This is a genomic window from Streptomyces sp. JK94, from assembly GCF_053613315.1.
This window is the reverse complement of record NZ_JBSICH010000025.1, coordinates 63,410-76,892: the sequence shown is the minus strand read 5'-3', so window position 1 is coordinate 76,892 and position 13,483 is coordinate 63,410. Positions and strand designations below refer to the sequence as shown.

The window sequence follows — 13,483 nt, the reverse complement described above, 5'->3', positions numbered from 1 at the left end:
CCAGCGAGAAAAGCCCCGCGACCGGCGAGGCACACCCCGCGACCGACGAGAGACCCCCCGCGACCGGCCGGCCGAACACCGTGATCGGCACCGTCCTCGTCGCCAACCGGGGCGAGATCGCCCGCCGGATCTTCCGCACCTGCCGCGAGTCGGGCATCCGGACGGTCGCCGTGTACTCGGACGCCGACGAGAACGCCCTGCACGCGCGCGTGGCCGACGCGGCGGTACGGCTGCCGGGCGCCGCCCCCGCCGACACGTATCTGCGCGGCGACCTGATCGTGCGGGCCGCGATCGCCGCCGGCGCCGACGCCGTGCACCCCGGCTACGGCTTCCTGTCCGAGAACGCCGGCTTCGCGCGGGCCGTCGCCGACGCGGGCCTGACCTGGATCGGGCCGCCGCCGGAGGCGATCGAGGCGATGGCGTCCAAGACCCGCGCCAAGCACCTGATGGGCGTCGCGCCCCTGGACGAGGTCACCGAGGCCGACCTGCCGGTGCTGGTGAAGGCGGCGGCCGGCGGCGGCGGACGCGGCATGCGCGTCGTACGGCGCCTCGCGGACCTCGGCGCCGCGCTGACCGCCGCGCGCGCGGAGGCGGCGAGTGCCTTCGGCGACGGCGAGGTGTTCGTCGAGCCGTACGTCGAGGACGGCCGCCACGTCGAGGTGCAGATCCTCGCCGACACCCACGGCACGGTGTGGGTGCTCGGCACCCGCGACTGCTCCCTGCAGCGCCGCCACCAGAAGGTGATCGAGGAGGCCCCGGCACCCGGCCTGCCCGAGGAGCTGACGGACGAACTGCGCACCCTGGCCTCACGCGCCGCCCGCGCCGTCGACTACGTCGGCGCCGGGACCGTCGAGTTCCTCGTCGCGGACGGCAGGGCGCACTTCCTGGAGATGAACACCCGCCTCCAGGTGGAGCACCCGGTGACCGAGGCGGTGTACGGCGTCGACCTGGTCGCCCTCCAGCTCCGCGTCGCCGAGGGCCACGCCCTCGGCGACGCCCCGCCCCCCGCGCGCGGCCACGCCGTGGAGGCCCGCCTGTACGCCGAGGACCCGGCGAACGGCTGGGCCCCGCAGACCGGACGCCTGCACCGGCTCGCCGTCCCGGACGGCGTCCGCCTGGACACCGGCTACACCGACGGCGACGACATCGGCGTCCACTACGACCCGATGCTCGCCAAGCTCGTCGCCCACGCCCCCACCCGCGCGGAGGCCGTCCGCCGGCTCGCCGGGGCCCTGGAACGGGCGGTGATCCACGGCCCGGTCACCAACCGGGACCTGCTCGTCCGCTCCCTGCGCCACGAGGAGTTCACCTCGGGCCGCATGGACACCGGCTTCTACGACCGCCACCTGGACGGCCTGACGTCACCCGCCCCGGACCCCCTCGCCCCCCTGGCCGCCGCCCTCGCCGACGCGAGCGCCCGCGCGGGCCGCTTCGGCGGCTGGCGCAACCTGCCCTCGCAGCCCCAGCTCAAGCGGTACGCCCTGGCCGGCGAGGAGCACGAGGTCCGCTACCACCACACCCGCACCGGCCTCGCCGCCGACGGCGTGCGCGTGGTGCACGCCGACGCCCGCCTGGTCGTCCTGGAGGCCGACGGCGTACGGCGCCGCTACGACGTCGCCCGCCACGGCGACCGCGTCCACGTGAACGCCACCGCGCTCACCGCCCTGCCCCGCTTCCCCGACCCCACCGCCCAGCACGCCCCGGGTTCGCTGCTCGCCCCGATGCCGGGCACGGTCGTCCGCCTCGCGGAGGGCCTCGCGGAAGGCTCACCCGTCGAGGCGGGCCAGCCCCTGCTCTGGCTGGAGGCCATGAAGATGGAACACCGGATCACCGCCCCGGTCACGGGGACCCTCACGGACCTGCACGCCGCCGCGGGACAACAGGTCGCGGTGGGCTCCCTGCTGGCGGTGGTCCGCGGCACCTAGGAGCGGACCGCGCGGATACGCCGCAGCGCCGCGCGAGCACCGACCGCACGGAAACCCCGCCGCACCACGCGAGCGAGGACCGCACGGACCGCACGGAAACGCCGCCGCACCGCGCGAGCGAGGACCGCACGGAAACCCCGCCGCACCGCGCGAGCGCGAGCCACCACCCACCACCCGCACCCGAAGGAGCCACAGTGACCGCCCTCATCGAGTCCGACGAGCACAGGTCCCTCCGCACGGCGGTAGCCGCCTTCGCGAAGGGCCGCTCCGGCACCGGCAACAGGCAGTTCTGGCAGGACGCCGCCAAGCTCGGCTACATCGGCGTCAACCTGCCGGAGGCCTACGGCGGGGGCGGCGGCGGCATCACCGAACTCTCCCTCGTGCTGGAGGAGATGGGCGCCGCGGGCAACCCCCTGCTCATGATGATCGTCTCCCCGGCGATCTGCGGCACCGTCATCGCCCGCTTCGGCACCGAGGCCCAGAAGCGGGAGTGGCTCCCCGCGCTGGCCGACGGCAGCCGCCTGATGGCCTTCGGCATCACCGAACCCGACGCCGGTTCCAACAGCCACCGCATCACCACCACCGCCCGCCGCGACGGCACCGACTGGCTGCTCACCGGACGCAAGGTCTTCATCAGCGGCGTCGACATCGCCGACGCCACCCTGATCGTCGGCCGCACGGAGGACGCCCGCACCGGCCGGCTCAAGCCCTGCCTGTTCATCGTCCCCCGCGACACCCCCGGCTTCGAGCGCCGGCGGATCGACATGGAACTGCACGCCGAGGAGAAGCAGTTCGAACTGACCCTGGACGACGTGCGGCTGCCCGCCGAGGCCCTCGTCGGGGACGAGGACGCCGGCCTCCTCCAGCTCTTCGCCGGCCTCAACCCCGAACGCGTCATGACCGCCGCCTTCGGCATCGGCATGGGCCGCCACGCACTCTCCCGCGCCCTCGACTACGCCCGCGAACGCACCGTCTGGAAGACCCCGATCGGCGCCCACCAGGCCATCGCCCACCCTCTCGCCCAGGCCCACATCGACCTCGAACTGGCCCGCCTGATGATGCAGAAGGCGGCCCACCTGTACGACGCCGGTGACGACCTCGGTGCCGGCGAGGCCGCCAACATGGCCAAGTACGCGGCCGGGGAGGCCTGCGTGAAGGCCGTCGACCAGGCCGTGCACACCCTCGGCGGCAACGGCCTCACCCGCGAGTACGGGCTCGCCCCGCTGATAACGGCGGCGCGGGTGGCCCGCATCGCGCCGGTGAGCAGGGAGATGATCCTCAACTACGTCTCCCACCAGACCCTGGGCCTGCCCAAGTCGTACTAGCCCGCACTGGAGGAACCGTGTTCCGCAGCGAGTACGCCGACGTCCCGCCCGTCGACCTGCCCATCCACGATGCCGTCCTCGGCCGCGCCGCCGCCTTCGGCAACGCCCCGGCGCTGATCGACGGCACCGACGGCACCACCCTCACCTACGAGCAGGTGGACCGGTTCCACCGGCGCGTCGCCGCCGCCCTCGCCGAGGCCGGCGTACGCAAGGGCGACGTCCTCGCCCTGCACAGCCCCAACACGGTCGCCTTCCCGCTCGCCTTCTACGCCGCCACCCGCGCGGGCGCCTCGGTCACCACCGCGCACCCGCTCGCCACGGCCGAGGAGTTCGCGGGGCAGCTGGGCGACGCGCGGGCCCGCTGGATCGTCACCGTCTCCCCCCTGCTGGAGACCGCCCGCCGGGCCGCCGCGCTCGCGGGCGGCGTCCAGGAGATCTTCGTGTGCGACAGCGCGCCCGGCCACCGCTCGCTCATCGCCATGCTGGCCTCGACCGCACCCGAACCCGAGGCCGCCATCGACCCCGCCGAGGACGTCGCCGCGCTGCCGTACTCCTCGGGCACCACCGGCACCCCCAAGGGCGTGATGCTCACCCACCGGCAGATCGCCACCAACCTCGCCCAGCTCGAACCGGCGATGCCGGCCGCGCCGGGCGACCGCATCCTGGCCGTGCTGCCGTTCTTCCACATCTACGGTCTGACGGCCCTCATGAACGCCCCCCTGCGGCTCGGCGCCACGGTCGTCGTCCTGCCCCGCTTCGACCTGGGGCAGTTCCTCGCGGCCATCCAGGACCACCGCATCACCGGCCTGTACGTCGCCCCGCCGATCGTCCTCGCCCTCGCCAAGCACCCCCTGGTCGCCGACTACGACCTCTCGTCCCTGAAGTACGTCGTCAGCGCCGCCGCCCCCCTGGACGCGGACCTCGCCACCGCCTGTTCGCGGCGGCTCGGCCTGCCGCCCGTCGGCCAGGCGTACGGCATGACCGAACTGTCCCCGGGCACCCACGTCGTCCCCCTGGACGCCATGGACGTCGCGCCCCCCGGAACCGTCGGCCGGCTCATCGCCGGCACCGAGATGCGCATCGTCGCCCTCGACGACCCCGGCAGGGACCTCGGAGCCGGCGAACGCGGGGAGATCCTCATCCGGGGACCGCAGGTCATGAAGGGCTACCTCGGCCGCCCCGACGCCACCGCCGCCCTGATCGACGCGTCCGGCTGGCTGCACACCGGGGACGTCGGCCACGTCGACGCCGGGGGCTGGCTGTTCGTCGTCGACCGCGTCAAGGAGCTGATCAAGTACAAGGGCTTCCAGGTGGCCCCCGCCGAACTCGAAGCCCTCCTGCTCACCCACCCCGGCGTCGCCGACGCGGCCGTCGTCGGCACCTACGACGACGACGGCAACGAGGTGCCGCACGCCCACGTGGTGCGCCGCCCGACCGCACCCGGCCTCTCGGAGGCCGAGATCATGACCTACGTCGCCGCACGCGTCGCCCCCCACAAGCGCGTCCGCCGGGTCACCTTCGCCGACGGCGTGCCCAGGTCCGCCAGCGGCAAGATCCTCCGCCGGGAACTGCGGGGCGACCGGTGACGCCGGTCGGCCGCACCCGCGAACGCGGCGTCCAGACCCTCGTCCTCGACTCCCCGCACAACCGCAACGCCCTGTCGGCGGCCCTCGTCACCGGCCTCGCCGCCGCCCTCGCCGACGCGGGGGAGGACACCGGGGTCCGCGCCGTCGTCCTCACCCACACCGGCACCACCTTCAGCGCCGGCGCCGACCTGCGCGACCCGCCCGACCCCGACGCGCTGGTCGCCCTGCTCCGGCAGATCGTGGAGCTGCCCAAACCCGTCGTCGCCCGGGTCGCCGGGCACGTCCGCGCGGGCGGCCTCGGTCTGCTCGCCGCCTGCGACATCGCGGGCGCCTCCACCGCGTCGACGTTCGCCTTCACCGAGGTCCGCATCGGCGTGGCCCCCGCCGTCGTCTCCCTGCCCCTGCTGCCCCGCACCGACCCCCGCGCCCTGGCCCGCCACTGCCTCACCGGCGAGCGCTTCGACGCCGCCGAGGCCGCCCGGATCGGCCTGGTCACAGCGGCGGGCGACGACGTGGACGCCGTACTGGAACCGGTCCTGGACGGTGTGCGCCGCGCCTCACCGCAGGGCCTGGCCGAGACGAAACGGCTGCTCACGGCTAGGGTGCTGGAGGCCTTCGACCGGGACGCGGCCCACCTGACCGCGCTCTCGGCCCGGCTGTTCGCCTCCCCGCAGGCCCGCGAGGGGATGACGGCCTTCCTCGAACGACGGGATCCGGAATGGGTGGTGTGAGCGGTGCCGTGGGCACGGCCGAGCGCGCGGAGCGCGTTCCCAAGCAGGACCGCAGCCGGGCCACCCGGCGACGGCTCCTCGAAGCCGCCGTGGCCTGCCTCGCCGAACACGGATGGGCGGGCTCCACGGTCTCCGTCGTGGCCGAACGCGCCGGTGTCTCCCGTGGCGCCGCCCAGCACCACTTCCCCACCCGCGAGGACCTCTTCACGGCCGCCGTGGAGTACGTCGCCGAGGAACGCTCCCTCGCCCTGCGCGCCCTCTTCCCCGAGGGCGCGGCGGCCGACGACCGTCGGGCGGTCGTGTCGGCCCTGGTCGGTCTCTACACCGGCCCGCTGTTCCGTGCCGCCCTGCACCTGTGGGTGGCCGCCTCCAACGAGGAGCAGCTGCGCGACCGGGTGACCGAGCTGGAGGCCCGGGTCGGCCGCGAGTCCCACCGCATCGCCGTCGACCTCCTCGGCGTCGACGAGCGGCGCCCCGGCGCCCGCGAGACCGTCCAGGGCCTCCTCGACATGGCCCGCGGCCTCGGCCTCGCCAACCTCCTCACCGACGACGCGGCCCGCCGGGAACGGGTCGTCGAGCAGTGGGCGCGCCTGCTGGACGGGACGCTGGAGCGAGGCCGCCCGCTCACGGACTGAGCCGCTCCACCTGCCAGCCCCCGTCGTCCCGCGCCACGTACCGCAGCCGGTCGTGCAGGCGGTTCTCCCGCCCCTGCCAGAACTCCACCGCCCGCGGCACCACCCGGAACCCGCCCCAGTGCGGCGGCACCGGCACCGGCTCGCCCCGCGGGTGGCGCGCGGCCAGCTCGGCGTACCCGGCGTCCAGGGCGTCGCGCCCGGCCACCACGGAGGACTGGGCGCTGGCCCAGGCGCCCAGCTGGGAGCCGTACGGCCGGGTCCGGAAGTACGCGGCGGTCTCGTCCCGGCCGGTACGCTCCGCGACGCCCGTGACGATCACCTGGCGGGCCATCGGGTGCCAGGGGAACAGCAGCGAGACGTGCGGGTTCTCCGCCAGTTCGCGCGCCTTGCGGGAGGTGTAGTTGGTGTAGAAGACGAAGCCCCGCTCGTCGAAGTGCTTCAGCAGCACCGTGCGGGAGCTGGGCCGCCCCCGGGCGTCCGCCGTGGAGACGACCACGGCGTTCGGTTCGAACAGGCGGCCCTCCGTGGCGGCCTGCCGGAACCAGTGCGCGAACTGCTCGACGGGCGTGGCGGCGAGGTCGGTCTCGTCGAGCCCGGCGGCCCGGTACTGCGTGCGCATCGAGGGGAGATCCAGGGGCGCGTCGTCGCGGTCGGTCACGGCGCCATCCTGCCGTATCGGTGGTGTTCCCGGTCACTGAGTGGCACTGAGTGCCGCACCCCCTCCCCAAGCGTGGCACTCGGGGATATCGTGCTTGCTCCCGAACCGGTCGGACGACCGTCGGCCGTACGGGGTGTCACAGGGGTGACCGCCAGGACCGCGAGTCGAGGACACGACCGTGGATCCGACGGACCCGGCGGGTCCACGGGGCGTCCGCACCGCCTCCGCACCGGTCGCCACCCACCACGATCACGAGGAGCCGCTGATGTCCGACTTCGTACCCGGGCTCGAGGGAGTCGTCGCGTTCGAGACGGAGATCGCCGAACCCGACAAGGAGGGCGGTGCCCTGCGCTACCGCGGCGTGGACATCGAGGACCTCGTCGGGCACGTCTCCTTCGGCAACGTCTGGGGCCTGCTCGTCGACGGCGCCTTCGACCCCGGCCTGCCGCCCGCGGAGCCCTTCCCGATCCCGGTCCACTCCGGCGACATCCGCGTCGACGTGCAGTCCGCGCTCGCCATGCTCGCCCCCGTCTGGGGCCTCAGGCCCCTCCTGGACATCGGCGCCGAGCAGGCCCGCGCCGACCTGGCCCGCGCCGCCGTCATGGCCCTGTCCTACGTCGCCCAGTCCGCCCGCGGGCAGGGGCTGCCCATGGTCCCGCAGCGCGAGATCGACCAGGCGCAGTCCGTCGTCGAGCGCTTCATGATCCGCTGGCGCGGCGAACCCGACCCGAGGCACGTCGCCGCGGTCGACGCCTACTGGACCTCCGCCGCCGAGCACGGCATGAACGCCTCCACCTTCACCGCCCGCGTCATCGCCTCCACCGGCGCCGACGTGGCCGCGGCCCTCTCCGGCGCCGTGGGCGCCATGTCCGGCCCGCTGCACGGCGGCGCCCCCTCCCGCGTCCTGCACATGATCGAGGAGATCGAACGCACCGGGGACGCCGAGGCCTACGTCAGGAAGACCCTCGACGCCGGCGAGCGCCTCATGGGCTTCGGCCACCGCGTCTACCGCGCCGAGGACCCCCGCGCCCGCGTCCTGCGCCGCACCGCCCGCGAACTGGGCGCCCCCCGCTTCGAGGTCGCCGAGGCCCTGGAGAAGGCCGCCCTGGCCGAACTGCACGCCCGCCGCCCCGACCGGGTCCTGGCCACCAACGTCGAGTTCTGGGCCGCCATCATGCTGGACTTCGCCGAGGTCCCGGCCCACATGTTCACCTCGATGTTCACCTGCGCCCGCACGGCCGGCTGGTCGGCCCACATCCTCGAACAGAAACGCACCGGCCGCCTGGTCCGCCCCTCGGCCCGCTACGTCGGCCCGGGGCCCCGCGGCCCGCGCGAGATCGAGGGCCACGCCGGCATCGCGGACTGACCCCCGCGAAGCGCGGTGGAACGCAGGCGACCCGCGAGTCGGGTTCCTCCGGAGAGGAGCCGGCCGGACGTACCGGCGACTCGCGGGTCGGGTGACTGCTCGGGATTGGGCCGGCTGCACGCGTCTCTCACGCGCTGGTCCGGCACCGCACTCGGTGTGGTGACGGGCCGCTAGCCCGCAGCCACCTCACGCGTCCGGTATGCATACATCTGCCGAACCACCTCCCTTCTCGTGTACCGCCCACCCTAGGAAACCGGTCGGCCACCGGGCAATCCCTTTTTCCGGGCCACGGATGGTCCGGCGGCCGGCCGCCCACCCCGCATGACGGGGGCGTATGCCGGTTTCCGCAGTGCAACGATTTCCGCAATCTTGTGGGAACTCGCTGTGTGCTGCATCACGTTCGAGTTGAATGAAGGCCAGTGAGCGAACCGACGTGCCGTACGGCGGACGCAGCCTGCAGGGGGGTCCGGGTGAGTGCTTCGCGGCGTAGTGGGACCACCGACGAGCTGGGTCCGGAGGAGCCGGGACAGCCCGAGCGGGACGGCGCGGACCTGCTGGCCGCGCTGCTCGACGGCATGGACGCGGCCCTGTGCGCCTTCGACGCGGACGGGGTCGTCACCCACTGGAACCGCGAGGCGGAGCGGATCCTGGGCTGGAGCGCGGCCGAGGCCGTGGGGCGGCAGGGCTTCGCCGGGTGGGCCGTGCGCCGGGCGGACGCCGGGGAGGTCGAGGAGCGGCTGCTGTCCGCGATGGGGGCGCCGGGCCGGCAGGTGCACGAGTTCGCACTGCTGACCAAGGACGGCGGGCGGGTGCTGGTGCGCACCCAGTCCGCGGCCGTACGCGGCCCCGACGGCCGGCCCGCGGGGGTGTACTGCGCGTTCAGCGAGGTGCACACGCAGATCGACCTGGAGCGTTCCATCGCGCTGAGCGAGGCGCTGCTGGAGGACGCGGGCTGGGGCGTCGTCCTGGTGGACGTCGATCTGCGGCCCGCCGTCGTGAACGCCCACGCGGCACGCGCCCTGGGCGCGGGGCGGTCGTCCGTACTGGGCCGGCCGCTGGGCGATCTGCTCGCCCAGGGCGTCGAGGAGCTGGAGAGCGCGCTGACGCACGTGCTGGCGGAGGGCGCGCCGCCCACGCCCGCCGAGGTCTGGGTGAGCGTGCGCACCCCGGAGGGCGAGCGGCGCCGGTGCTGGCGCAGCGGGTTCGTGCGGCTGGCGTCGCCGCTGGCGGAGGAGCCGGTGCCGCTCGGTGTCGGCTGGCTGTTCCAGGACGTCACCGAGGGCAGGCAGGCCGAGCAGGAGGCGGCGCTGCTGCGCTTCCGCGCCAACCAGCTGCACCGCGCGGCGCGGGCGGCGGCCGAGTGCGAGGACCCCGCGGAGGCGGCGGTCGTGCACCTGGACTTCGCGCTCGCCGGTTTCGCCGACCACGCCCTGATCGACCGGATCGCGGGCGGGGTCACCGAGCCCGGCACCGAGGCGGCGGGGCCCGTCCGGCTGGTCCGGGTCGCGGCCACGCCCTCCGGGGCGCCGGGACCGAGCGTGCCGGCCGGGACGACCGGGATGCCGGTGCGCTACGGCGAGGGCCATCCGGCGGTGCAGTGCGTGGAGCGGGCGGGCTCGGTGCGGGCCAGTGCTGGCGTCCGGGCGGTGCCGGCCGAGCGGGTGCGCGAGTGGGCCACGGCCCGGCAGTGGCCGGCGGACACGGTGCACGGCCTGTGCGCGGTGCTGCGCAGCCGGGGCCGGACGCTGGGCGTCGTGACCTTCCTGCGGGGCGCGGGGCGCAGCGCGTTCGAGCGGTCCGACGCGATGTACGCCGAGGACGTGGCGGTGCGCATCGCGACGGCACTGGATCTGGCCGGTGCGGTGGAGCCGCGGTAGCGGACACCGTGCAGCCGGCGGCCGTGACCGGCGGCCGGGCCGGTGGGCGGGCCGCCGGGTCAGCGGCGGTAGAAGATCCGGTCCCGGTACTGCTCCAGGACGCGCCCGTTCCACTCGTGGCCGCCGTCCACGTTGCCGGAGCGCAGCAGGGGCGGTTCGACGCCCCGGTCGGCGAGGGCGGCGGCCGCCGTGGCCGTCATCGCCTGCACGAGCGCGCTGGTGACGACCGTGGAGGCGGGGGCGAAGGGGGCGGGGACGGTGTCGAGCGTCAGCTCCGCGTCCCCGACGGCGATCTTGGAGTCCAGCACGATGTCGCAGTGGTCCTTGAGGAAGGTGCCGGAGAGGTGCCGCGACCTGGTCTCGGCGGCGTACGCCACCGAGGTCACGCCGATGACCCGCACGCCGAGCGCCCGGGCGTTCACGGCCATCTCCACGGGGAGGGCGTTGCGCCCGGACAGGGAGATGATCACCAGGGCGTCGCCCGCGCGCAGCGGCGAGGCGTCCAGCACCGCGCCCGCGAGGCCGTCGACCCGCTCCAGGGCGGAGCCGAGCGTGGCCGGCATGACGTCCACGCCGACGACGCCGGGCACGGCGAGCAGGTTCATCAGGGCGAGCCCGCCGGCGCGGTAGACGACGTCCTGGGCGGCGAGGGAGGAGTGACCGGCGCCGAAGGCGAAGAGCCGGCCGCCGCTCTGCACGGTGTCGGCGAGCAGCGTGCCGGCCGCCTCGATGGCCTCGGCCTCCTCGTCGCGGACGCGCCGCAGGAGGTCGATCGCGGCGTCGATGAACAGGCCGGCCGGCTTGCGGTCGCTCATGCGGGACCCCTTCGGTGTGGCTGCGTCGCGGATCACCGTGCGGTCTGGACCAGTGCGGTGTCAATACGGCGTCCGCACGGCGTCTGCGTGGCGCTCCGGGCCCCGCGGAGCCCGGCTTTCCGCGCCGGGGCACGCTTGTCGGTGGTATGCGTCAGAATTGAGTCCAGGGCCAGCGCACGCGCCGGTGGGCCGTAGCCTCCGGCAATCTCATCAAGGGGCACGTATGTCCGGACTGATCGACACCACGGAGATGTATCTCCGCACCATCCTCGAGCTGGAGGAGGAAGGTGTGGTCCCGATGCGCGCCCGGATCGCCGAGCGGCTCGACCAGAGCGGCCCGACGGTCAGCCAGACGGTCGCGCGGATGGAGCGCGACGGTCTGGTGTCCGTGGCCGCCGACCGGCACCTGGAGCTGACCGACGAGGGCCGCCGGCTGGCCACCCGGGTGATGCGCAAGCACCGGCTCGCGGAGTGCCTGCTCGTCGACGTGATCGGCCTGGAGTGGGAGCAGGTGCACGCCGAGGCCTGTCGCTGGGAGCACGTGATGAGCGAGGCCGTCGAGCGCCGCGTGCTGGAGCTGCTGCGCCACCCCACCGAGTCGCCGTACGGCAACCCGATTCCGGGCCTGGAGGAGCTGGGTGAGACGGACGGCGCCCACCCGTTCCTCGACGAGGGCATGGTGTCGCTCGCCGACCTGGACCCGGGCCCGGAGGGCAAGACGGTCGTCGTGCGCCGCATCGGCGAGCCGATCCAGACGGACGCGCAGCTGATGTACACGCTGCGCCGGGCGGGTGTGCAGCCCGGCTCGGTGGTGAGCGTGACGGAGTCGGCGGGCGGTGTGCTGGTGGGCAGCGGCGGCGAGGCGGCGGAGCTGGAGACGGAGATCGCCTCGCACGTGTTCGTCGCCAAGCGCTGAGAGCGGGCCGGCCGGCTTCCCGACGGGCGGGGGAGCGGTGCCCCGGGGAGCGCGATCCCGCCGATTCCGCGGCCCGGTGAGCCGAAGCGCAGCGCCCGGACGCGTCGCGTGCGAGGCTGGGACGTCGGGCATATGACGTGAGGGCTCCCGGCCGCGGCCCGACGGCGAGGTCACCCGGCCGGAGAGGGGGAGGACCATGACGGAGAGACGGAGAGGGCCCCGGCGCCGTGTGGCGCCGGGGCCTGTCCTCCCCGGTGCTGACCCGGAGCCCCGAGCTCTCAGGGTCAATCCCCTTCGGACCGTTTTCCCCGAGCGGTCCGCCTCCCGTTGAAGATCTCCCCTCGGCCGCGGCGATCAATCCCCGAGGGGTGTCACTCGAATGAGGGGTGTTGCCCACCGATGCGGCCTCTTCGAATGGGTATTCGATACGCTGCGAGCGCCGGAGGACCGGGCACACGACGGCGCCCTCGGCGAGCAGCACAGGCACGACAGGTAGGACAGGTACGACAGGCAGGACACAGTGCACGGGACCGGCCGGCCCGGCTGGGGCGAGTGGTCCGAGTGGAGCTTGGGGGTGCCAGGACCTGATGGCGCGGCGCATCGACGTGACCGGCGCGGGCGGCGTACGCCTCGCGGCCTGGGAGTTCGGAGACCCACCCAAGACCGACCGGGCGCACGACCCGGCCCCCGGCGACCTGGCCTCCGGTGGCCCGGCCTCCGCCGGCGGAGGCCGCGGCGGCACCGGCCAGGGCGGGAGCGCCGGGGCGGACCGGCCCTCCCCGCCCTCCGCCCACGGGTCCGGTGACCTGCCGGGCGTGCTGCTGCTCCACGGCCTGATGGGCCGCGCCTCGCACTGGGCCCCCACCGCCCGCTGGCTCTCCGCCCGCCACCGGGCCGTCGCCCTCGACCAGCGCGGCCACGGCCGCAGCGACAAGCCCCCGCGAGCGGCCTACACCCGGGAGGCCTACGTCGAGGACGTCGAGGCCGCCCTGGAGCAGCTGGGCCTCGGTCCGGCCGTCCTCATCGGCCACGCCATGGGCGCGCTGACCGCCTGGCAGCTCGCCGCCAAACGTCCCGACCTGGTCCGCGGACTGATCATCTGCGACATGCGGGCCTCGGCGCTCGGCGCCGCCTCGCAGCACACCTGGACCGAGTGGTTCCGCGCCTGGCCGGTCCCCTTCGCCACGCTCGCCGACGTACGCAAGTGGTTCGGCGAGGACGACCCGTGGGTGGAGCGGCCGAACCCGGCCCGGGGCGAGTTCTACGCCGAGGTGATGGCCGAGTCCCCGGACGGCTGGCGGCCCGTGTTCGAGCCGGAGCAGATGCTCAGGTCCCGTGAGACATGGGTCTACGACGCCCACTGGGAGGAACTGGCCCAGGTGCGCTGCCCGGCCCTGGTCGTGCGCGGCCTCGACGGGGAGCTGGGCCGCGCGGAGGCGCAGGAGATGGTCCGCGTGCTGCCGCGCGGCCAGTACGCGGAGGTCGCCGACGCCGGCCACCTCGTCCACTACGACCAGCCGGAGGCGTGGCGGGCGGCCATCGAACCCTTCCTGGACACACTCATGGACCCCTGACCGGGGCCCCGGCCCACCCGGCCGTGGGACAGCCCTCCGGGCACCGCGCCCCGGTCCGGGTCCGCCGCGCGCCCC

11 protein-coding genes are annotated in these 13,483 nt (G+C 74.7%); 9 read left to right on the top strand and 2 right to left on the bottom strand.

What is annotated here, in order from left to right:
- The first annotated feature begins 80 nt into the window (after positions 1–80).
- From ACVV2G_RS22295 to ACVV2G_RS22275, 5 genes are all read left to right on the top strand, one after another.
- Positions 81–1,925 carry an acetyl/propionyl/methylcrotonyl-CoA carboxylase subunit alpha gene (locus tag ACVV2G_RS22295; RefSeq protein WP_453844604.1) on the top strand — a complete coding sequence of 615 codons (1,845 nt, stop codon included), beginning with the start codon at positions 81–83 and terminating at the stop codon, positions 1,923–1,925.
- Positions 1,926–2,119: 194 nt separating this feature from the next.
- Positions 2,120–3,250 carry an acyl-CoA dehydrogenase family protein gene (locus ACVV2G_RS22290; protein ID WP_453844510.1) on the top strand — a complete coding sequence of 377 codons (1,131 nt, stop codon included), beginning with the start codon at positions 2,120–2,122 and terminating at the stop codon, positions 3,248–3,250.
- Positions 3,251–3,267: 17 nt separating this feature from the next.
- The gene (locus tag ACVV2G_RS22285; RefSeq protein WP_453844509.1) at positions 3,268–4,836 is read left to right on the top strand and encodes a 4-coumarate--CoA ligase family protein; all 1,569 of its coding nucleotides are present in this window, start codon (positions 3,268–3,270) and stop codon (positions 4,834–4,836) included.
- Positions 4,833–5,567, top strand: a complete 735-nt coding sequence (locus ACVV2G_RS22280; RefSeq protein WP_453844508.1) for an enoyl-CoA hydratase family protein — start codon at positions 4,833–4,835, stop codon at positions 5,565–5,567. Before ACVV2G_RS22285 ends, ACVV2G_RS22280 begins: the two co-directional genes overlap by 4 nt.
- On the top strand, positions 5,555–6,202 hold the full coding sequence (locus ACVV2G_RS22275; protein ID WP_453844507.1) for a TetR/AcrR family transcriptional regulator: 648 nt from the start codon (positions 5,555–5,557) through the stop codon (positions 6,200–6,202). The genes ACVV2G_RS22280 and ACVV2G_RS22275 overlap by 13 nt, the downstream gene beginning before the upstream one ends.
- Here ACVV2G_RS22275 and pdxH read toward each other — a convergent pair.
- Complete coding sequence (gene pdxH / locus ACVV2G_RS22270) at positions 6,192–6,821, bottom strand: pyridoxamine 5'-phosphate oxidase (RefSeq protein ID WP_453844603.1); 630 nt, start codon at positions 6,819–6,821, stop codon at positions 6,192–6,194. The genes ACVV2G_RS22275 and pdxH overlap by 11 nt on opposite strands.
- A 304-nt stretch (positions 6,822–7,125) precedes the next feature.
- On the opposite strand from pdxH, the gene ACVV2G_RS22265 reads away from it, so the two are divergent.
- Positions 7,126–8,226, top strand: coding sequence for a citrate synthase 2 (locus tag ACVV2G_RS22265; protein WP_453844602.1), 1,101 nt, complete (start codon positions 7,126–7,128; stop codon positions 8,224–8,226).
- 470 nt (positions 8,227–8,696) lie between these two features.
- A complete protein-coding gene (locus ACVV2G_RS22260; protein ID WP_453844506.1) occupies positions 8,697–10,103 on the top strand; it encodes a PAS domain-containing protein in 1,407 nt (468 codons plus the stop codon).
- A gap of 59 nt (positions 10,104–10,162) precedes the next feature.
- On the opposite strand, the gene ACVV2G_RS22255 is transcribed toward ACVV2G_RS22260, so the two are convergent.
- Positions 10,163–10,918: an SIS domain-containing protein gene (locus tag ACVV2G_RS22255; RefSeq protein ID WP_453844505.1), complete on the bottom strand. Its 756-nt coding sequence runs from the start codon at positions 10,916–10,918 to the stop codon at positions 10,163–10,165.
- Positions 10,919–11,141: 223 nt separating this feature from the next.
- Between ACVV2G_RS22255 and ACVV2G_RS22250 the strand changes: the two genes are divergently transcribed.
- Both ACVV2G_RS22250 and ACVV2G_RS22245 read left to right on the top strand, forming a co-directional pair.
- Positions 11,142–11,834, top strand: a complete 693-nt coding sequence (locus ACVV2G_RS22250; protein WP_453844504.1) for an iron-dependent transcriptional repressor DtxR — start codon at positions 11,142–11,144, stop codon at positions 11,832–11,834.
- 587 nt (positions 11,835–12,421) lie between these two features.
- The gene (locus ACVV2G_RS22245) at positions 12,422–13,408 is read left to right on the top strand and encodes an alpha/beta fold hydrolase (RefSeq protein ID WP_453844503.1); all 987 of its coding nucleotides are present in this window, start codon (positions 12,422–12,424) and stop codon (positions 13,406–13,408) included.
- Positions 13,409–13,483: the final 75 nt, after the last annotated feature.

Coding starts and splice junctions, on each gene's coding strand:
- ACVV2G_RS22275 (WP_453844507.1), top strand. CDS start 5,555: ATGGGTGGTGTGAGCGGTGCCGTGGGCACGGCCGAGCGCGCGGAGCGC.
- pdxH (WP_453844603.1), bottom strand. CDS start 6,821: ATGCGCACGCAGTACCGGGCCGCCGGGCTCGACGAGACCGACCTCGCC.
- ACVV2G_RS22265 (WP_453844602.1), top strand. CDS start 7,126: ATGTCCGACTTCGTACCCGGGCTCGAGGGAGTCGTCGCGTTCGAGACG.
- ACVV2G_RS22255 (WP_453844505.1), bottom strand. CDS start 10,918: ATGAGCGACCGCAAGCCGGCCGGCCTGTTCATCGACGCCGCGATCGAC.
- ACVV2G_RS22250 (WP_453844504.1), top strand. CDS start 11,142: ATGTCCGGACTGATCGACACCACGGAGATGTATCTCCGCACCATCCTC.
- ACVV2G_RS22245 (WP_453844503.1), top strand. CDS start 12,422: ATGGCGCGGCGCATCGACGTGACCGGCGCGGGCGGCGTACGCCTCGCG.